The sequence below is a fragment of the Methylibium sp. genome, assembly GCF_965279545.1.
Taxonomy (GTDB): Bacteria; Pseudomonadota; Gammaproteobacteria; order Burkholderiales; family Burkholderiaceae_C; genus Methylibium.
This window is the reverse complement of the sequence record NZ_OZ257250.1, coordinates 3562555-3582659: the sequence shown is the minus strand read 5'-3', so window position 1 is coordinate 3582659 and position 20105 is coordinate 3562555. Positions and strand designations below refer to the sequence as shown.

Below are 20105 nucleotides of genomic sequence, written 5' to 3'. Positions count from 1 at the left end.
CGCTGCTGCTGCCGCGCAGTGAACGCCTCCATCCCGTCCGGGTGAGGAACTCCGAAGATAATACCGCACGGTCCCCGCGCGACACCTGTGAAAAGCGGCGCCGAATCACGGCAGTTCTCGGGCGCGGGCCCGTTCCTTCCCTTCCCTTTCGCCCCTCCCATGGCCCTGACCTCCACCGACGTGAGCCGCATCGCCCTGCTGGCCCGGCTCGAACTCAGCGAGGCCGAGCAAACCGCGATGCTGACCCAGCTCAATGGTTTCTTCGCCATCGTCGAGCGCATGCGCGCGGTCGACACCACCGGCGTCGCCCCGCTGTACACACCGCTGTCCGCGGTGCAGGACGTCGCACTGCGGCTGCGCGAGGACGTGGTCACGGAGACCGACCAGCGCGAGGCGAACCAGCGCAGCGCGCCGGCCGTCGAGGCCGGCATGTTCCTCGTCCCCAGGGTAATCGAATGAGCGCCGACCTGCACCAACTCGGCGTGGCCGGGCTGTCGGCGCAACTGGCCACCAAGGCGGTTTCGAGCGCCGAGCTCACGACACACCTGCTCGCACGCGTTGCGGCTCACGAACAACTTGGTGCTTTCTTGTGCACCGACGGCGACCTCGCGCTGCAGCACGCCCGCGCGGCCGACGCGCGCCGCGCCCGCGGCGAGGCGCTCGGCGCACTCGACGGCGTGCCGTTGGCCCACAAGGACATCTTCGTCACCACCGACTTCCCGAGCACGGCCGCCTCGAAGATGCTGGCCGGCTACCGCTCGCCGTTCGACGCGACCGTGGTCGCGAAGCTGAAGGCCGCCGGCACCGTCACCCTGGGCAAGCTCAACTGCGACGAGTTCGCGATGGGCGGCAGCAACGAGAACTCCGCGGTGCGTCCGGCCCGCAACCCCTGGGATCCGGGCCGCATCCCTGGCGGCTCGTCGGGCGGCTCGGCGGTCGCCGTCGCGGCGCGCCTGGTGCCGGCGGCGACCGGCACCGACACCGGCGGCTCGGTGCGCCAGCCGGCCTCGCTGTCGGGTGTGACCGGCATCAAGCCGACCTACGGCCGCTGCTCGCGCTACGGGATGATCGCGTTCGCGTCCAGCCTCGACCAGGCCGGCCCGATCGCCCGGAGCGCCGAGGACTGCGCGCTGCTGCTCGGCGCGATGAGCGGCTTCGACGAGCGCGATGCCACCTCGGCACAGCAGCCGGTGCCCGACTTTGCCGCGGCGCTGCGCACACTGCGCGAGGGGGCCAGCGCCGCGCAGCCGCTGCGCGGCCTGCGCATCGGCCTGCCGAAGGAATTCTTCGGCGCCGGCGTCGCGGGCGACGTGACACAGGCAGTGCGCAGCGCACTGGCCGAGTACGAGCGGCTCGGCGCGACGCTGGTCGACGTGAGCCTGCCGCGCACCGAACTGTCGATCCCGGTCTACTACATCATCGCCCCGGCCGAGGCGAGCTCGAACCTGGGCCGCTTCGACGGCGTGCGCTACGGGCACCGTGCCGCCCGGTACGGCGACCTGCAGGACATGTACTGCAAGAGCCGCAGCGAGGGCTTCGGGGCCGAGGTCAAGCGCCGCATCATGATCGGCACCTACGTGCTGAGCCACGGCTATTACGACGCCTACTACCTGCAGGCGCAGAAGCTGCGCCGCATGATCGCCGACGACTTCCAGGCCGCCTTCGAGCACTGCGACCTGATCGCCGGTCCGGTGGCGCCGACGGTCGCGCGCGCGCTCGGCTCGCAGACCGATCCGGTGGCCGAGTACCTGGCCGACATCTTCACGCTGCCGGCCAGCCTGGCCGGCCTGCCGGGCATGAGCGTACCGGCCGGCTTCGCGTACTCCGACAACGCGGGTGGCCTGCCGGTCGGCCTGCAACTGATCGGCAACTACTGGCGGGAGGCGCAGCTACTGCACGCCGCCCACGCCTTCCAGCAGGCCACCGATTTCCATCTCCGCGCGCCGGAGGGCTACTGACATGAACGTCGCCCCCGCGCTGATCCGCGGTTACGAGGTGGTCATCGGCCTCGAGACCCACACCCAACTTTCCACCGCATCGAAGATCTTCTCCGGCGCCTCCACCGCCTTCGGTGCAGCGCCGAACACCCAGGCCTGCGCGGTCGACCTGGCGCTGCCCGGCAGCCTGCCGGTGATGAACCGCGGCGCGGTCGAGCGCGCGATCCGCTTCGGCCTGGCCGTCGGTGGCCAGATCGCGCCGCTGTCGATCTTCGCGCGCAAGAACTACTTTTACCCCGACCTGCCCAAGGGCTACCAGATCAGCCAGTACGAACTGCCGGTGGTGCAGGGCGGGACGGTCGAGTTCTACCTCGGCGACGCACCGCACAAGGTGCGGCTGACGCGGGCCCACCTCGAAGAGGACGCCGGCAAGTCGCTGCACGAGGCCTTCGACGGCATGAGCGGCATCGACCTGAACCGCGCCGGCACGCCGCTGCTGGAGATCGTCTCCGAGCCCGACATGCGCTCGAGCAAGGAGGCGGTGGAGTACGCGAAGGCGCTGCACGCGCTGGTGGTGTGGCTGGGCATCTGCGACGGCAACATGCAGGAGGGCAGCTTCCGCTGCGACGCCAACGTGTCGGTGCGCCGCCCCGGCGCGCCGTTCGGCACGCGGCGCGAGGTCAAGAACCTCAACAGCTTTCGCTTCCTGCAGCAGGCGATCGACTTCGAGATCCAGTGGCAGATCGACCAGCTCGAGGACGGCCTGCGGATCCAGCAGGCCACCGTGCTGTTCGACCCCGACAGCGGCGAGACGCGCACGATGCGCAGCAAGGAAGACGCGCACGACTACCGCTACTTCCCCGACCCCGACCTGCCGCCGCTGGTGATCGCGCCGGAGTGGGTCGAGCGCGTGAAGGGCGAGATGCCCGAGCTGCCCAGCGTGATGGCCGCGCGCTTCGAGCGCGACGACGGCCTCGCCGCCGCCGACGCGACGATGATGACGCAAAGCCTGGCGTTCGCGCGCTTCTACGAAGCCACCAAGGCGGCCGGTGCGGCACCCAAGCTCGCGGCGAACTGGCTGATGGGGGAGATGTCGCGGCGGCTCAACGCCGAGGACAAGGCTTTAGAAGCAGCGCCGGTCGATGCGCCTACGCTCGCCGCCATGATCAATCGCATCCAAGACGGCACCATCTCCAACAGTGGTGCCAAGCAGGTGTTTGATTGGCTTTGGGGGCTCTCTGATGCGATCGGAGACAAGGGGCCTGCGATGGTTGACGAGATCATCGACGGCAAAGGCCTACGCCAGCTGTCCGACAGCGGCGAGCTCGAACGCATCGTCGATGAGGTGCTCGCCGCGAATCCGAAATCGGTCGACGAGTACCGCGCCGGCAAGGACAAGGCCTTCAACGCGTTGGTCGGCCAGGCGATGAAGGCGAGCAAGGGCAAGGCGAACCCGTCGCAGCTCAACGAGCTGCTGAAGAAGAAACTGGGCTGAGCGCAAGGCATGCCTTGCAGCCGTGGATGCGGCCGAATGCAATGCCTTGTCAGGGCTTGCTCGGCGGCGCCGGCTGTCCGGCCAGGGCCGACTGCGGCAGCGGCCCGAGCGAGCCGGGGTCGGCGCCGGCCCAGAGTCGCTTCAACCGCGCCAGCTCGGCATCGAACAGCGCGGTCACGCGCCCCACTTCGACCTGCTGGTTGATGATCAGCGCACGCTGTGCCTCGATGCTCACGTCGACCGATTCGATCTGGGCCTTGAGCTTGCCCGGCATCGTCTTGCCCTTGTAGAACTCGGCCTCGTCGAGCAGCGGCTTGCGCTCCTTCTGCAGGTCCACCAGACGCTGCTCCGAGGTCTGGATGCCGGTGCGCGTCGCGTTCAGCGCCGCGTCACGCGCCTTGTTGTGGGCGGCTTCGTTGGGAAACCTGGCCAGCAGGTTGCGGTCGCGGCGGATGGCATCCTGCTTGTTGGCCCGCTCCTGGGCCTTGCGGCGATCCGCTTCCTCCTGGGCCGCGCGTTCGTCGGAGGTCAGGCTGGGTTGCAGAACGGTGCGCAGCGAGCCGTCGCTGTTGAGGACGCGCTGCTCGCGGTCCAGGCATTCGGTGATCGGCCGGTCGCGCGTGATGGTGCGACCGGCGGCGGTGGTGCAGGTGTAGATGGCACTGCCCTGCTTGACCTCCTGGGCCGAGGCGCTCGTCGACAGCGCCGACAGCGCGCCGAACAGCAACGCGCCGCCCAGGCCATGCACACGACAGATCCTCATCCCGCCCGCTCCCCGTTCTTTCATGTCTCAGACGCCGTAGCGATCCCGGTAGGCCTGCACTCGCGGCAGATGCTGCGCCAGCGCCGGGTCGGCCTGGCGCGCCAGATACTGAAGCAAGTCCGACAGCGTCGCAATCGCACAAACCTCCAGGGCGAGTTCGCGCTGCACGAACTGCACCGCGGAATGATCGGCATCGCGCACGCCGCCTTGAGTGGTTTCAGTGGCCCGCTCCTGGCGGTCGAGCGCGATGGCCACGCCGCACGGCACGGCGCCGGCGGCACGGATCATCGCGACCGACTCGCGCACCGAGGTGCCGGCCGAAATCACGTCGTCGATGATCACAACGCGCCCGTGCAGCTTCGCGCCGACAAGGCTTCCGCCCTCGCCGTGCTCCTTGGCTTCCTTGCGGTTGTAGGCGTAGGGCAGGTTGCGGCCGAGGCGGGCCAGCTCGATCGCCACCGCCGCGGCCAGCGTGATGCCCTTGTAGGCGGGGCCGAAGATCATGTCGAACGCCAGGCCCGAGGCCTGCAGCCGGCGTGCATAGAATTCGGCGAGGCGGCCGAGCTTGGCGCCGTCGTCGAACAGGCCGGCGTTGAAGAAATAGGGCGACAGCCGCCCGGCCTTGGTCTTGAATTCCCCGAACCGCAGCACGCCCGCCTCGACCGCGAAAGCCACGAAATTTTGTGCGAGGTCGTCTCGCGCCGCAGTGTCCGGGCCGCCGATCGTGCTCATCTGGAAGAGGAAGGTGCGTCGTGTTGCGTCTGGTGTCGCTCAATCTCAACGGCATTCGTTCGGCCGCCAACAAGGGCTGGGTCGAATGGGCTGAGCAAAACGTAATTGATTGTATGGGGGTGCAGGAGCTCAAGGCCCAGGCCGCCGACCTGGGCGGGCGCTTCGACCGCGTGGCCGGGATGCAGGGCCACTTCCACTACGCCGACAAGAAGGGCTACTCCGGCGTGGGCCTGTACACCCGCCAGGCACCGAGCGACGTGATCACCGGCATCGGCGAGCCCGAGTTCGACGCGGAGGGCCGCTACGTCGAAGCGCGCTTCGACACGCCGCAGCGCAAGCTCTCGGTCATCAGCTGCTATTTCCCCAGCGGCTCGAGCTCCGACGAGCGGCAGCAGGCCAAGTTCCGCTTCCTCGCGCTGTTCCACCCCTACCTGGAGCTGCTGAAGGCCACGCGCGAGTTCATCCTGGTCGGCGACGTCAACATCGCCCACAAGGAAATCGACCTGAAGAACTGGAAGAGCAACCAGAAGAACAGCGGCTTCCTGCCCGAGGAGCGCGCATGGATGAGCCGTGCGCTCGGCGAGCTGGGCCTGGTCGACGTGCACCGCACGCTGCGGCCCGAGGACACCGGCGAGGCCTACACCTGGTGGAGCAACCGCGGGCAGGCCTGGGCCAACAACGTGGGCTGGCGCATCGACTACCACCTCGCCACGCCGGCCCTCGCCGCGCAGGCGCGCAGCGTGTCCGTCTACAAGGCGCAGCGTTTCTCCGACCATGCGCCGCTGACCGTGGACTACGAGCTGACGCTGTGATTCATCTTGCACGGCAGCAAGCACCTGCCGCGCTGCGCCTCCCGCGGTCGAACGTAACCTAGGGGTGCTTGTGCTGCCGGCCCCGACCTAGAGTGCCCCTCCGGCCCGGACCGCAAGGTCACGCGGCGTCTCGCACCCGGGAGGCCAGATGGCAGACAAGGCGTTCGAACGCGTGCACGGCTGGTTCGCGCAGGCGGTCGAGGAGGCGATCAAGGGCGTCGCGAACGCCGGCGAGCGCGACGCGCTGCGCAAGGTGCTGTGGAGCCTGGTCGATCCGGTCGACCGCAACGTCGCGCCGCCCGCGGCCGACCCGGCGGCCTTCAGGCAACCCAACATCGCCGGCAGTTCGCTGTCGGTGGCCGCGATCGTGGTCGGCGAGACCCTCGTCGCCATCGACCCGCTGAAGAAGATCATCGACGCGCTCGGTGGCGGCAACCTCGGCGATGCCAAGGACGCGGTGAGGGTGCTGGTCGACCAGATCAAGCGCGCCGTCAGCGGGGCCCGTGTCCATCCCAGCGGCTTCGGCATCGGCAAGCTGCTGCTCACACTGTCGGGCGACATCGCCACCACCGCGCCGGCCGACCCGGCGCAGCCCCAGGCCAAGAGGCTGGCCGAGGCCCTGACCAGCACGGCGACGCAGCAACTCGGCGCTTCCACCGCGATGGGCGTGCAGACGATGTTCGTCGGCGCCGTGCTCGACACCGCCTTCGACAAGGACCCCGCGCAGTCGCTGAAGGACTGGGCCGGCTTCTCGGCCGGCACGCTGGCGGGCGCCGTCCAGCCGCCGGACCTGAAGCTGCCGTTCCCGAAGTCCGGCGGCGTGCCGGGCGCCGACGGCGACGTGCAGATCCTCAAGTTCGACATCGCCGAGGGCGTGCGCGCCCGGCTCAGCGGCGGCTTCAGCCGCGAGAAGGACGACGGTCCGACGCGCAAGCTCGTGCTGGCGCTCAAGGCTGCGGGCGAGCTGGAGCTGCGCTGGGCCCCGGCCGTGAAGCTCGAAGCCCAGAACCTCGGCATCGACCTCGACGTCGCGCTGAAGAAGAAGTCGGGCAACAACGGTGCCGTCTCCATTCCCGAGCCGGCCGGCGACCCGGCGGTGCGCCTGCAGATCGACGAACTCGGCGCCGGCCTCACGCTGTCGACGCCGCCCGGCGGCAGCCAGCTCGCGCCGGCCATCCGGCTGCGCGCCAAGGACGGCAAGATCATCGTCAAGGTCGGCGACTCGCTGCTCAAGCAGGTGCTGGGCGAACAGATCGAGGTCGAGTTCTCGATCGAGGCCATGGCCGACGCCGCCGGCGGCTTCCGCCTGAAGGACGGCACCGCGCTGCGCGTCAACCTGCCGATCCAGAAGCTGCCCACCGGGCCGTTCAAGCTGCAGCTGATCACGCTGGCGGTCGAACCGAAGGACAACTTCGCGCAGATCGAGACCGAGCTGTCGGTCTCGGCCGGGGTCGACCTGGGGCCGTTCAAGGGCAGCGTCGAGCGCATCGGCGCCAAGCTCCTCATCACCACCGCCAACGGCGAGATCGCGTTCGAGTTCAAGCCGCCGACCGGGCTGGGCCTGTCGCTCGACGCCGGCGTGGTGAAGGGTGGCGGCTACCTCTCGCTCGACCCGGAACTGGGCGAGTACAAGGGCGCGCTCGAACTCAAGATCGCGGCGATCGGCGTCAAGGCGCTCGGCATGCTCAACACCAAGCGGCCGCCGGGCAACAACTGGTCGCTGCTGCTGCTGATCTTCGGCAACTTCCCGCCGATCCAGCTGTCGTGGGGCTTCACGCTCACCGGCGTCGGCGGCCTGATCGGCGTACAGCACACCGCCGACACCACGGCGATGGCGCAGCAGCTCGGCAGCGGCGGGCTCGACGCGGTGCTGTTCCCGAAGGACGTGGCCGGCAATGCGCCGCAGATCTTCGAGACGCTGAAGACACTGTTCCCGTTCAAGGCCGGCGGCTTCATCATCGGCCCGATGCTCGAGGTCGGCTGGGGCACGCCCAACCTCGTGGCGATCCGGCTGGGCGTGCTGATCGAGGCGAGCCAGATCGCCATCCTCGGCCAGCTGGTGGTGCAGGTGCCGCCGCTGGTCGACAAGTCGCTGGCGATCCTGCGGCTGCAGATCGACTTCGTCGGCGTGATCGTGTTCGACCCGTTCAAGATCGCCTTCGACGGCAAGCTGCGCGACTCGCGCGTCGGCTTCATCACGCTGACCGGGCAGTTCGCCTTCCGCGCCGCCTTCGGCAGCAAGCCGACCTTCCTGCTGTCGGCGGGCGGCTTCCACCCGCGCTTCGCCGACATCCCGCCCGACATCCCGATGCCCTTCGACCGCATCGGCGCGGGCTTCTCGATCGGCATCGTCGGTGTCTCGGTGAAGGGCTACTTCGCCGTCACCGCCGCCACGGTGCAGGCCGGCTGCGAACTCAAGGTGTGGGGCGATGTCGGCGTGGCCTCGTTCGACGCCGGCCTGGGCTTCGATGCGATCTGCTACCTGCAGCCCAAGTTCTACTTCGAGGTCGACTTCCGCGCCTGGGCCCACGCCGAGGCCTTCGGCATCGGCTTCGGCGTGCGGCTCGAAGGCCTGCTGAAGGGCCCGGGGCGCTGGCGCATCCGCGGCGTCGGCGAGATCGACCTCGGCTTCTTCGGCAGCGTGTCGGTCGAGTTCGACGAATCCTGGGGCGACGACCGCGACACGCCGCGCATCCGCCGCAGCGCCTTCGCACTGCTGAAGGACGAGGTCGACAAGCGCGACAACTGGAACGTGCAGCTCACCGGCGACGGCGAGCACCTGGTGACGGTGGCCAGGCGCGAGGGCGAGAAGGACGCGCTGGCCCACCCGATGGCCGCGCTGGTCTTCACGCAGCGCAGCGCGCCGCTGCGCCGCCGGCTCGACAAGCTCGGCGAGGCCGACATCGACGGCCCGCGCACGCTCGACATCGGCGGCCTGACCTTCAACGGCGCGGTGGTGCCCAACGTGCGCCGCGAGACCCAGCGCGAGAACTTCGCCGCCTCGCAGTTCCTCGAGATGTCGGACGACGACAAGCTCACGCACCCCTCGTTCGAGGCGATGGACGCCGGCGAGAAGCTCAGCGCCGACGAATTCGAGTTCGACCCCGCCGCGCTGGTGAGCTGTCCGGTCGACTGGGAGTCGCGCGAGCTGAGCCCGGCGCCGAAGCACCGCGAATGGCGCATCGATGCGCTGGTGCTCGGCGCGATCCACACCGAGCATGTCTACGCCCGCGCACCGCAGATCGCCGGATGGATGGTGGCGACCGGCGCGGTGGCGCGCAGCAGCCTGCGCGCGGCCGAGCGGCTGCGCCCGCCCGATGCGCAGCCGCTGTCGGTGAAGGAGCAGCCGGTCGCCGCGGTGGCCGACAAGCTGCACCAGGGCGCGGTGTCGGCGGCCGCCACGGGGGCCTGGGCCGCGCGCGAGACGGTCCAGCGCCTGGCCGGCGGCAGCGTGCGCGCCAGCGAGCTGCAGGTCGTCGAGTCCTACGAGCTGGCCTGAAGCGGCCACGGCACGACGCACGGCAACACCGAACGGGAGCCGACCATGGCCGACCAGCTGAGCTACGACTTCCTGCCCTGGGCGCGGCGCGGCCTCGCGCGCGCCCACGCCGCGCAGCAGGCGCTCGGCCAGCCGGTGCTGCCGAAGATCCGCGTCGGCCTGCAGATCACCGGCGACGGCGCGCAGACCGACCAGGGCGGGGTGGATCTCAAGGTCCTCGGGCCGGCCGACATCGTCGGCATCGACCCGCGCACCGTCGTGCGCACCGAGCCGCGCGCCAACCTGCGCAACTTCGAACCCAACTACCTGGCCGCGATCGACTTCGACCCGCCGGACCTGCCGTGGCTGATGACGCCGGCCCATGCCGACGCGCAGCAGCGCCTGAGCCCCTGGCTCGCGCTGATCGTGCTGCGCCGCGACGAGGTCGAAGGCCGGCCGCTGCTGCGCCCCGGCCGGCTGCTGGCCTCGGTGCTGCTGCGTGCCGCCCCCGCGGTACCGCTGCCGAACCTGGCCGAGGGCTGGATGTGGGCCCACGCGCAGCTGCTGCGCTCGTCCGCCGCCCAGACGGTGCAGGACGGCCTGCGCAACAACCCCGCGCACAACCTGTCGCGGCTGGTGTGCCCGCGCCGGCTCGAGCCCGGGGTCGACTATTTCGCCTGCGTGGTGCCGGCCTTCGACGCCGGCGTCAAGGCCGGCCTCGGCCAGCCGGTGGCCAGCGATGCGCTGCTCGGCCCGGCCTGGGCCGGCAGCGAGGCCGCCGGCATCGAGCTGCCGATCTACTACCACTGGGAGTTCTCCACCGGCCCGGCCGGCGATTTCGAGACGCTGGCGCGGCGGCTCAAGACCAAGAACGAGCTGCCGGCCGAGGTCCAGCAGAAGATCGGCGAACTCGGTCGCGTGCCGGTCGAGGTCGACGCCGACCGGTTGCTGCAGCGCGGCGCCGTCACGCCGCAAATCGTGCAGCAGCAGTACGTCGCGCGCTACGAAGGCGCGCTGCTGTCCCTGAGCCCCAACCCGGCGCCCGAGCCGGGCCGGGTCGACGACATCGCCGAGCTGCTGCGCACCGTGCTGACCACCGGCGACCGGCGTGCGCTCGGCAATCTGGCGCAGCTCGACAGCCACCCCGAGGTGCCGCTGGTCGGCCCGCCGGCCTACGGCGTCTGGCACGCGCGCCGCCACGACCTCGAAGTGGCGCACCGCAAGGACCGCTGGCTCGAAGGCCTGAACCTGTCGGTGCCCAACCGCATGGCCGGCGGTGTCGGCACGCGGCTGGTGCAGACCAACCAGGAGGAGTTCATGCAATCGGCCTGGTCGCAGGTCGGCGACGTGCTCAAGGCCGAGCGCCTGCTGAGCCGGCTGCATCTGTCGGCCAAGGCCCTGGCGCAGCTGGTGCTGCGCATCGACAAGCTGCCGCCGCTGCGCCAGCTGCAGCTGCTGGCGCCGGCGGCCGGCCGCATGAAATTCGATGCGCTGGCACCCGGCCTGACGATGTGGGGCTACCGGCGCGGCACCAGCCTGCCCGACGCCGCGCTGGACGGCGCGCTGCGGCGCGGCTTCAGCGCCGTGCGCGGCATGGTGCGGCACGCGCCCTCGCGCGTGGCGTCGGGCATCGCCACGCAGCTGGTCGCGGCCTTTGCCGAGCCGCGCTCCGCACGGTCGCTGGTCGAGTTCGAGCGCTTTCGCGTCGACGGCATCGCGTCGCTGCGCGCACTCGACGCCTTGCAGCTGCCGAGCGATCCCGGTGCGCTGGTGGCAGTGCCCGGTTTCGTCGAGCCGCTGCGGGTGGACCAGGTGCGCGTGCTGCAAGGCCTGCAAGGGCAGGTGAGCGAGGTGCTCCAGCCCGGTGCCTGGCACACGCCGAGCGTGACGCAGAAGCTGCGCGGCGGCGTGCTGCTCGACAGCCACTGGGAACGCATCGGCGAGTTCGCCTCCGCGCTGTCGCAGGACCAGATCGCGCAGCCGCAGGCTGCGGGCGGTGGCGTGACGGCGGGTGCAACCGTCCTCGCCACGCCGCAGACGGCGATGGCCCACACCGTGTTCGAAGCCTCGCCGACGCGCCCCGAGGGCGTGCTGCTCAGCGCCGTGCGCGGCGAAGCCGGCTTCCAGCTCGCGGCCGCCCAGGGCCTGCGCGTGGACGCGCGCAACGGCAACCTCGCCGTCGGCAAGGCGCTGACGCGCAGCCGCCGCGGCGCGGCGCCGGTCGAGCGCGCGGCAGCGATGCGTCCGGGGCAGGTCGCAGCGGTCGACATCACCGCGATCCGCCGGCTCGGCAACACCGCGCTGTTCAACTCGCTGCCGCCGAGCGCGGTGCAGCCGGCCGGCCCCGGCGCCGTGCCGGCGGTCGCGCTGCAGGCCACCCCGGGCGGGCTGTTCAAGCCGGTGCGTCCGAACGAGGAGGCGCCGGCCCGGCCCGGCCAGCTCGGCGATCGCCACAGCATCACCCTGCTGCCGCCGGAGCGCAGCCAGGCGGTGCTCGACATCTACCGCGTCGCCTGGCAGGACAAGATCCAGCGCGACGCGCCGACCCTGCTGCCGCCGCGCGTCACCGTCGCGGTCGTGCCGTTCGAGGCGACGCGCGCCGCGCAGACCGCGCGCGCCGCGCTCGACATCGCGACGCTGGTGCCGCAGCGCGTGTCCAGCCTGATCGACCTCGGCGACAGCCGCCTCGACCTGCTGCACCCGAGCCCCGGCCTCGTGAGCGCCGTGCACGCCGGCCTCGAGAAATACGTGGTGACCGCACTGCTCGACCGCGTGATGGCCTACCCCAGGCTCGACGAGGCGCTCTACAAACGCCTCGTCGACATGGACCGCGACGCCTTCATGCCCGGCGTCGAGGACATCCCGAACGACACCATCCTGCTGGTCGCCACCAACCCGCGCTTCGTCGAGTCCTTCCTGGTCGGCAGCAACCACGAGATGAACCGCGAACTGCTGTGGCGCGGCTTCCCGACCGACCAGCGCGGCACGCCGTTCCAGAAGTTCTGGCCCTACTTCGACCCGGGCTGGGTCGACGTGCAGCCGATTCACCAGTGGAGCCAGGGCAAGGCCATCGGCAGTGCCGGTGGCGGCCAGGGGCAGAAGGCGCGGCTCGCGCTGCTGGTGCGCGGCGCGCTGTTGCAGCGCTTCCCGAACACCAACATCTACGCGGTCGAGAAGGGCAACGACAGCGCACCGGCCTTCAGCGGCCTGTCGACCCCGCCGCCGCCGGCGCCGCCGGTGCTGCGCAAGACGCTGCACCCGATCGGCGGCGGCGCGCTGCCGCCGGACATCACCTTCTTCCTGTTCGACATCGCCCCCGACGACGCGGCCAAGTACTGGTGGGTGCTGGAAGAGCCGATGACCGAGCCCCGCTTCGGCTTCGACGACCAGGAGCAGCCGCGCGAGGTGCCACGGCTGCGCGCGCGCGGCAGCGGCAACACGCGCCGGCTGGAGCACGCCACACGCTTCGGCGGCATCAACCTGCTGGCGGGGCCGCAGGCCCTGGCCGGCGAGACCTGGCTCGATGTCGACTGGTCGGAGCTGCAGCCGCCGGTCGCCGCGGGCCGGCACCTGAGCCTGGCGCAGCTGCGCTCGGTGCAGCTCGCCACCGCCGGACTCGCGGTCGGTGCCGATGCGCATGCCGCGCAGGTGGCACGCGCGCTGCTGCAGCGGCCCTTCCGCGGCTATTTCGCCGGCGAGCGGCTCGAAAGCTGATCGGAGCGCACCATGCCCAGACCTTCACAAGCGGCCGAACTGAGTGCACTGCGCGCGCGCCGCGTCGCGGCCGATGCCGCGCTCACGGCGGCCATTGCCGACGTCGAGCGCGTCAAGCGCGCACGCGACGCCGAGCGCCTGCGCCCCGGGGGCGACCTGCCGGCCCACCAGGCCGCGCTCGCCCGCGCCCGCGCCCGCTACGACAGGCTGCGCGCCGACCGCAACGGCCTGCTGGCCGCCTTCACCGGCCTCTCGGCGGCGGCGGCGAGGGCCGATGACGACGCCGCCAGCGCCGCGCTGTTCGGCGGGCTGGAGGGCGACACGCCGATCGCGCTGTTCCCGGTGCGCCTGGAAACGCGCTACCAGCCCGGCGCCGCGGCCGGTGTGCCGGAGCTGCGCATCCGCATCTACCCGGACGATGTCAACGTGCAGCGCCACGTCGCCGCCCTGACCGAGGCCGAGCAGCAGGCGGCACGCGCCTACTGGGAGGCGCGCTTCCTCGCACGCGCACCCCAGGCGGTGGACGAGGCGCAAGACGCATTCGATGCGCGCAGCCAGCGCCCGCAGGCCCTGTGGGCCGAGATGGTGAGGGCCTTGCGGGCACCGCGCGCGGCGTTCGTGGTGCAGGCGCTGCGACCGGTCAACGCGGGCGCCGTGCTCGACGCGCCGGGCCCGCCGCCGCTGCCCTTGCCGGCCCCCGACTTCCCGCCGACCGGCGAGGCCGGCTCGCGCCTGGCGGCCCAGCCGGTGGCGGTGATGCTGCCCGACCGCTTCTGCGCGGTCGGCCTCGCGGCCGGCGGGGCGGTGGTGTTCCGCCGCTTCGGCGCGCCGGTGCCCGACGTGCAGGCCGCCGCGCCGGTGATCCACCCCGGCGACGCACCGCCCGCCGGCACACCGCCGCAGGACCCGTTCGAAGGCGAGGCCGCCTGGCTGGCGCACTACGACGCCGCGCTGGCCCAGGGCATGGCCATCACGGTGACCCAGGCCGACGTCGACGCCTTCCGCCGCCGCAACCCGCGCGGCCCGGCCTTCAACCTGGGCCAGCCGCTGGAGCGGCTGATCGTGCTGGGCGTCGACTGGACGCTGACGCCCGACGAGGCCGCCGGCGGCGTGAGCGCCCTGCTCGAAGCGCACGCCGCCTCGGGCGGCATGGCCTTCGTGCCGATCGGCACCGCCACCAACAACACCGGCGCCGAGTCCTCGGGCCACGCGCCGGGCGACGACCGCGACCCGGGCACGCCGCAGCCGCCGGCGCCCACCCCCGGCACGAGCGCGGTGGAGGCGCTGCGCTTCGCGCTCGGCCTGCCGGACGCGGCGCTGGCCGCCAGCGGCCTGCCGCACGAGCAGCGCGACGACGCGCAGTTGTCGAGCCACATGCTCAACGCGCTGTACCGCGCGCTGGCCGGTCACTACCTGGAGGAGTTCTGGGCCGACCCGAAGGACAGCTCACGCGGCACGCGGCTGCGCCAGCAGCGCACGCTCGACGCGCTGCGCGACCACGTCACCGGCCACCTGCGGCCGGCCGGCCCGCTGCAGCCGCTGCGCATCGCGATGCAGCCCTACGGCATGCTGCCGGTGGTGGCCAGCGGCCGCTTTGTCGCCGAGGGCGCGTTCGAGGCCGGGCTCAAGAGCGTGCTCGACCTGCTGCGCCCGAGCTGGCGCGACGCCCTCGGCAAGGTCCCGCGCTTCGACGGCCAGGCGGCCACCACGCACCGCCTGCTGCAGCACGGCCCGTGGGCACAGAGCGTCAGCTACCGCGAGACCGAGCGCGACCCGGTCGGCGATGCCGTGAAGGAGAAGATCGAGGCGCTGCAGAACGCGCAGCGCTTCCACAGCGCCGGCCTCTTCATGCACATGCTGGGCGCGACCTGGGGCGCGCCGATGGCGCAATCGTCGACGCTGGCGACCTTCCAGATCGCCGGGCTGGTGCTCAAGCCCGAGCCGTCGAAGCTGCCCAGCGCCATGCCCTGGGTGCAGGCCGACGCGCAGGTGAAATCGCGCGAGGCGCCGACCGAGGCGATGCTCGCGCCGAACTACATCGCGAGCATCGCCAATGCGATCGCGCCGGCGGCCTCGACCAAGACCGTGCTCGCCGGCATGCGCAAGGCCGGCTCGCTGCTGCAGGGCTTGCTGGCGTACTCGGCCGACCTCGAGGCCGATGCCGCGAACCGCCGTGTGGTCGAGCCCTTCGCCATCGCGGTCGACGGCATCAAGACCGTGCAGGGGCTGGCGCAGACGCCGCGCACGGTGGGCATCGAGAAGCCCGAACCCAACGCGGCCGTGACGACGTTGAGCCATGTCGGCGAACTCGCCTTCACGCGTGCGCCCGCCCTGACCGGCGCCGATTCGGTGGGCCAGTACACCGCGCGTGCGGCGCACGAGATCGCGACATCGGCGCTCGCCACGGGCACACCGCTGGTGCTGAGCTGGTTCCAGGAGACCCGGCGCGCGCAGTTCGACGCGACCACCGCGAAGCTGCCGCGCGACACGCGCGACCTCGCCGGCGTGAAGGCCAGCCTGCTCGCCCTGCAGGGGCGCAGCGTGGGCGAACTCAACTGGGCACTGCGCACCACGCTCGACAGCTTCGACCACCGGCTCGACACCTGGTACACCTCGCTCGCGACGCGCCGGCTGGCGCGGCTGCGCCAGGGCGCGGCGGGCCAGCGCCGCACCGGCGTGCACGTGGGGGCCTTCGGCGTCGTCGAGGGCCTGCAGCCCGACGGCGCGGGCCACCGCGAAAGCCTCGGGCATGTGCTCGCCCCGTCGCTGCGCCATGCCGCGGCCGCGGCCGTGCTGCGCAGCGGCTACCTCGCCAACGATGCGCAGGCCCGCGCGGCCTTCACGCTCGACCTGTCGTCCCGGCGCGTGCGCAATGCGCGCGACATCTTCGAAGGCCTCGCGCAAGGCCAGCCGCTGGCGGTGCTGATCGGCTACCGCTTCGAGCGCGGGCTGCGCGACGCGCTGCTCGCGCAGTTCGTGCTCGACTACCGGCGCACCTTCCCGCTGCGCCCGCCCGCCGCACCGGCGGCCACGGCGCAGGAAGAAGCCATCGTCGCGCGCGACGTGACCGACGGCGTCAAGCTGCTCAACGCCGGCGCGGCCGCCGCCAACGTCGTGCCGGCCGGCGACGCGCGCAACAAAGTGCAGGCCCTGCTCGACCAGATGGCGACGCTGTGGGACGCGGTGTGCGATGTCGCGGTGAGCGAGGGGGTCTACCAGCTCGCGCAGGGCAACATGGAGCGGGCCGCCGCCGCGCTGGCAACGCTCGACAAGCAGGCCATGCCGATCGAGCCGCAGTCGGTGCTGAGCCCGCGCGACGGCATCAGCTACACGCAGCGGCTCGTGCTGCTGCTCGATCCGCAGGCGCCGGCCCCGGCCGGCTGGCCGGCCGATGCAGCCGCGGCCGCCGAGCCGCGCCTGAACGCCTGGCTGGCCGACCTGATCGGCCCGCCGGGCGGCTTCGCACTGACCGGCCGCGTCATCACCGACGACGACCGCCTGCAGGAACTGAGCGTCGACCCGTCGCAGCTCGGCCTGTCGCCGCTGGCATTGTCGATGGCGCTCGACGCCCCCGGCGGCGCGCGCGGCGACACGCAGGTGATGGCGCCCGACGAGGCGGCCCCAGGCGCGAAGAACGCCTTGCCGGAGGACCTGAGTCGCCTGCGGCTGGCGCTGGTCGAAGCCTTGTTCGCGCAGGGTGCGGCGGCCTTCCCGGGCCGCGCGCTGCGGCTGCAGGTCGACGAGCAGGGGCAGCAGCCCGGCCTGGTGCAGCTCGAGGCGCTGCTCGGCCTCGCGCGGCGGCTGGTCGGCGGCGCGCGGGCGGCGCTGCGCAGCGATCTCGCGGTGATCGAAGGCCGCTTCGATGCCGGTGCGACCGACGGCGACTTTCCCGGCGCCGACGCGGCCGAGTTCGACCAGCGCGCGGCAGCGGCGGTCGAAGCGCTGCAGTCGGCGTTGAAGGCCTTGCAGCTCGCGCTGGCCGCCAAGGACGCCGACGCCACGACCGCCGCGCTGCGCGGCTGCCGCGTGTTCGGTGTGCCCGGCACCGAGGACGGCCGGGCCGTGTCGCTGAACGGCGACGCCGCCCTGCAGGCCCTGCTCGAACGCGGCGACGGCGTGCGGCGGCAGCTCGAAGCACGCCTGCGCCAGGCGGGCGAGCTGCGCGCCGACGTGGCCGCTGCCGACACGGTCGGCAAGCTCGCACCGATTGCCCGCGCAACGCTGGAGGCCGTGTTCGGCCGCGGCTTCCCGGTGCTGCCGCTGTTCACGATGGGCGCGGCGGCGCCCGGCGTGCAGGCCTGTCTGGACGCGCAGGCCACGCTCGGCGCCGGCCGCGCCGCCGTGGTGCCGGGCTGGCTGCCCAAGCTCGCCAAGGTGCGGCGCAGCGTCGACCATTTGCAGAGCCTGCTGCTCGCGCGCGAATCGCTGGTGGCGCCCTACCCGAGCGAGCGCTTCGCGGTGCTGCAGTCCACCGGCCGCAGCGGCGGCGCCGACGCCAAGGCGCCCTGGGAACAGCCCTGGGTCGCGCTGCCCGAAGCCTGGCCGGATGTGCCGGACATCGCGACCGACCCGCTGCTGGGCCTCGCCCATCAGCGGCCCGACCTCGCCGTGGCGCTGCACGCGCCGCAGGGCCTGCCCGCGGTGCAGGCCGGCACACCGCTGGCCGCGCTGGTGTGCGACGACTGGAACGAGACCGTGCCGCTGCACACCACCACCGCCGGGGTCGCCTTCCACTACGACGCGCCCGGCGCCCGTGCGCCGCAGACGCTGCTGCTGGCCGTGCCGCCGGCGCTGGACATGGCGTGGTGGAGCTTCGACGACGTGCTGGCCACGGTACTGGAAGCACTGGAACTCAGCCGCCTGCGGCTGGTGCGCCCGGCGCAGCTCGATGGCGCGGTGAACCTCGCGCTGCCGATGAACCTGATCAACGACCTGCAGGCGCCGACGGTCGCCGGACTGGACTTCAAGCACCTCGCCGACCAGGCCGTGCTGAGCACCGCGCTGTCGTCGACGGGCCAGCTGTGGGCCAGCGGCAAGGTATGAGGCGCCACCACGGCCAGCGGCGCGAAGGACCCCGACCATGATGCAATTCGACAAGACGGTGCTGGCGGCTGCGGCGGCCGAGCAACTGCAGGCGGTCGTCGCCGCGATCACCACGCTGTACCGGCTGGAGGTCGACCCGGCGGCCGACGGCTACGACGAGGCGCTCGCCGCGCGCGTGGCCGATCCGCTGTGGATGCTGGGCCGTCAATGGCAGTTCGGCGAGCTCGCGGGCGAGGACGCCGGCTCGCCGCTGGAGGTCAGCTACCGGATCGAAGGCACGGCGGTGCTCGGCTGGGCGCCGGGGCGCGACCCGGCGGCCGACAGCTTTCGCGCCCTCGGCGATCCGGCGCTCGGCCATCCACCGCTCGAGACCCTGGTCGAGGCCGAGCCGGTGTTCGCCGCGCGACAACCGCACCGCCGCGCGCTGGCCGAAGCCGGCCGCATGCTGGCGCGCCTGGCCACCGACGCCGGCCAGCCGGCGCTCGCCGAGTCGGTGCGCGGCGTCTTCCCGCTGGCCGTGCCGGAGCCCGCCGATCCGCTGAGCGACCCGGCCGGCATGCTGTGGCATCTGCTGCTGCGCGACGGCAGCATCGATGCCGCAGCGCTGGCCGCGGCCCTGCGCCCGCTGCGCCAGGCCGACGGCACGCTTGCCGGGTTGCCGGCCGAACTGGCCGCCGCCGGGCTCGGCGCCGCCGCGCAGCCGGTGCTCGCGCAGTGGCTGGCGTGGGTCGAGGACTTCGTGTTCGAAGGCGACACCGCCGCCTGGCTGCCCGAGCACCAGGAGTACGCCTTCGAGCTCGCCGCCGGCCGCGGCGCAGGCGGCACCGCGCAGCGCTGGCGGCTCGATGCGCAGGAGTACGTCGACGGCCGCATCGACTGGCACGACTTCGACCTCGCCGCCGACAGCCCGCGCACGCTGATGCCGGGCGAGGTGCCGCTGCTCGACGACGCCGCGCCGCGCCGCTCCTTCGCGACGCCGGTGCAGTACCCCGGCATGCCGGCCTCGCGCTACTGGGAGTTCGAGGACGCGCGCGTCAACTTCGCGCGCATCGACGCGGCCAAGCTGGACCTGGTGCGCATGATGGTGGCCGAGTACGCGCTGGTGCACGGCAACGACTGGTTCATGGTGCCCGCGCGCCTGCTGGCCGGCGGGCTGTACCGCGTGAGCGCGATGAGCGTGACCGACACCTTCGGCATCGTCACCGAGATCGCGCCGGTGGCCGCCGATGACGGCGTGCCCTGGCGTCTGCAGGGCTTGAGCCCCGCGAGCGGCGCGAACGACAGCGCCGACGGCGGCTGGCTGTTCCTGCCGCCACCGCTGTCGGACACGCTGGAGGGCGATCCGCTCGAAGAAGTGGCCTTCGCGCGCGACGAGATGGCCAACCTGGTGTGGGCGATCGAGAAGCGCGTGCAGGGCACGAGCGGCGAGCCGCTGGACCGCGCGCTCGAAGACCAGCGCTACTCGATCCGCCAGCAGCCCAGCGTGGCCAGCAGCAATGCGCCGCTGCTGTACCGGCTGATGACCTCGGTGCCCAGCCACTGGCTGCCGCTGCTGCCGGCGCGCGAGGCCGGCAACCTGTCGCTCGACATCCACCTGCTGCGCGGCGGCATGAAGCGCTTCTACCGCCAGGACGCCGAGGCACTGGCCGCGACACCGGGGCTCGAGGCGTTTCTCGAACGGCTCGCCGCCGCGGGCGAGTTCGTCGAGCCGCTGACGCCGATCGACCCGGGCCGCGCCGCGGACCTGGCCGTGTTCGCCTTCCACCCGCGCGGCCAGCTGCTGCGCACCGACACCAGCGTGCTGCCCTGGCAGGAAGCGCCGCTGCGCATCGCCGAAGAGGAGGTCGGCCGCAGCGGCGTGGTGGTGGAGCGGCGCTTCCAGTACGCCCGCACCGCCGACGGCCGCGCGCTGCTGTGGGTCGGGCGGCGCAAGCGCGTCGGTCGCGGCGAGGCCAACAGCGGCCTGCGCTTCGACCTCCAGCTGCGACCGGGGCAGCTGTAGGCGCGAGCGCGCCACGCCGAACGCACGCGGCGTGTTCGGCTGCCTCGGCGCCGGCGTGCGCAGGAGCACGTCGAGGCGGCGGGCGGCGGGTCGTGCAGACTACGGGCCTGCACAGACCTTCCACCGGAG

10 protein-coding genes are annotated in these 20105 nt (G+C 72.2%); 8 read left to right on the top strand and 2 right to left on the bottom strand.

What is annotated here, in order from left to right:
• Positions 1 to 159 precede the first annotated feature (159 nt).
• Genes gatC through gatB form a run of 3 tightly spaced genes read left to right on the top strand, consistent with a single transcriptional unit; the run spans position 160 to position 3432 of the window.
• A complete protein-coding gene (gatC, locus tag ACQY9S_RS16845; RefSeq protein WP_428421221.1) occupies positions 160 to 459 on the top strand; it encodes an Asp-tRNA(Asn)/Glu-tRNA(Gln) amidotransferase subunit GatC in 300 nt (99 codons plus the stop codon).
• Complete coding sequence (gatA, locus tag ACQY9S_RS16840; protein ID WP_428421220.1) at positions 456 to 1958, top strand: Asp-tRNA(Asn)/Glu-tRNA(Gln) amidotransferase subunit GatA; 1503 nt, start codon at positions 456 to 458, stop codon at positions 1956 to 1958. Before gatC ends, gatA begins: the two co-directional genes overlap by 4 nt.
• A gap of 1 nt (position 1959) precedes the next feature.
• Positions 1960 to 3432 (top strand): Asp-tRNA(Asn)/Glu-tRNA(Gln) amidotransferase subunit GatB, encoded by a 1473-nt coding sequence (gene gatB / locus ACQY9S_RS16835; protein WP_428421219.1) that lies wholly within the window; start codon positions 1960 to 1962, stop codon positions 3430 to 3432.
• 49 nt (positions 3433 to 3481) lie between these two features.
• On the opposite strand, the gene ACQY9S_RS16830 is transcribed toward gatB, so the two are convergent.
• Both ACQY9S_RS16830 and pyrE read right to left on the bottom strand, forming a co-directional pair.
• On the bottom strand, positions 3482 to 4195 hold the full coding sequence (locus ACQY9S_RS16830) for a hypothetical protein (protein WP_428421217.1): 714 nt from the start codon (positions 4193 to 4195) through the stop codon (positions 3482 to 3484).
• Positions 4196 to 4222: 27 nt separating this feature from the next.
• Complete coding sequence (gene pyrE, locus ACQY9S_RS16825; protein ID WP_428421216.1) at positions 4223 to 4927, bottom strand: orotate phosphoribosyltransferase; 705 nt, start codon at positions 4925 to 4927, stop codon at positions 4223 to 4225.
• 20 nt (positions 4928 to 4947) lie between these two features.
• Between pyrE and ACQY9S_RS16820 the strand changes: the two genes are divergently transcribed.
• From ACQY9S_RS16820 to ACQY9S_RS16800, 5 genes are all read left to right on the top strand, one after another.
• A complete protein-coding gene (locus ACQY9S_RS16820) occupies positions 4948 to 5739 on the top strand; it encodes an exodeoxyribonuclease III (RefSeq protein ID WP_428421214.1) in 792 nt (263 codons plus the stop codon).
• 148 nt (positions 5740 to 5887) lie between these two features.
• Positions 5888 to 9238, top strand: coding sequence for a DUF6603 domain-containing protein (locus ACQY9S_RS16815; RefSeq protein ID WP_428421212.1), 3351 nt, complete (start codon positions 5888 to 5890; stop codon positions 9236 to 9238).
• Between the two features lie 45 nt (positions 9239 to 9283).
• Positions 9284 to 12931 (top strand): hypothetical protein, encoded by a 3648-nt coding sequence (locus tag ACQY9S_RS16810; protein ID WP_428421210.1) that lies wholly within the window; start codon positions 9284 to 9286, stop codon positions 12929 to 12931.
• 12 nt (positions 12932 to 12943) lie between these two features.
• Positions 12944 to 17974 carry a hypothetical protein gene (locus ACQY9S_RS16805; RefSeq protein WP_428421209.1) on the top strand — a complete coding sequence of 1677 codons (5031 nt, stop codon included), beginning with the start codon at positions 12944 to 12946 and terminating at the stop codon, positions 17972 to 17974.
• A 37-nt stretch (positions 17975 to 18011) separates the two neighbouring features.
• Entirely contained in the window at positions 18012 to 19976 is a 1965-nt protein-coding gene (locus ACQY9S_RS16800) for a hypothetical protein (RefSeq protein ID WP_428421207.1), read from the top strand.
• Positions 19977 to 20105 lie beyond the last annotated feature (129 nt).

Excerpts from the sequence above, each read along its gene's own strand:
- ACQY9S_RS16805 (WP_428421209.1), top strand. The coding sequence starts at position 12,944 with ATGCCCAGACCTTCACAAGCGGCCGAACTGAGTGCACTGCGCGCGCGC.
- ACQY9S_RS16810 (WP_428421210.1), top strand. The coding sequence starts at position 9,284 with ATGGCCGACCAGCTGAGCTACGACTTCCTGCCCTGGGCGCGGCGCGGC.
- gatA (WP_428421220.1), top strand. The coding sequence starts at position 456 with ATGAGCGCCGACCTGCACCAACTCGGCGTGGCCGGGCTGTCGGCGCAA.
- ACQY9S_RS16830 (WP_428421217.1), bottom strand. The coding sequence starts at position 4,195 with ATGAGGATCTGTCGTGTGCATGGCCTGGGCGGCGCGTTGCTGTTCGGC.
- gatB (WP_428421219.1), top strand. The coding sequence starts at position 1,960 with ATGAACGTCGCCCCCGCGCTGATCCGCGGTTACGAGGTGGTCATCGGC.
- gatC (WP_428421221.1), top strand. The coding sequence starts at position 160 with ATGGCCCTGACCTCCACCGACGTGAGCCGCATCGCCCTGCTGGCCCGG.
- ACQY9S_RS16800 (WP_428421207.1), top strand. The coding sequence starts at position 18,012 with ATGATGCAATTCGACAAGACGGTGCTGGCGGCTGCGGCGGCCGAGCAA.
- pyrE (WP_428421216.1), bottom strand. The coding sequence starts at position 4,927 with ATGAGCACGATCGGCGGCCCGGACACTGCGGCGCGAGACGACCTCGCA.
- ACQY9S_RS16815 (WP_428421212.1), top strand. The coding sequence starts at position 5,888 with ATGGCAGACAAGGCGTTCGAACGCGTGCACGGCTGGTTCGCGCAGGCG.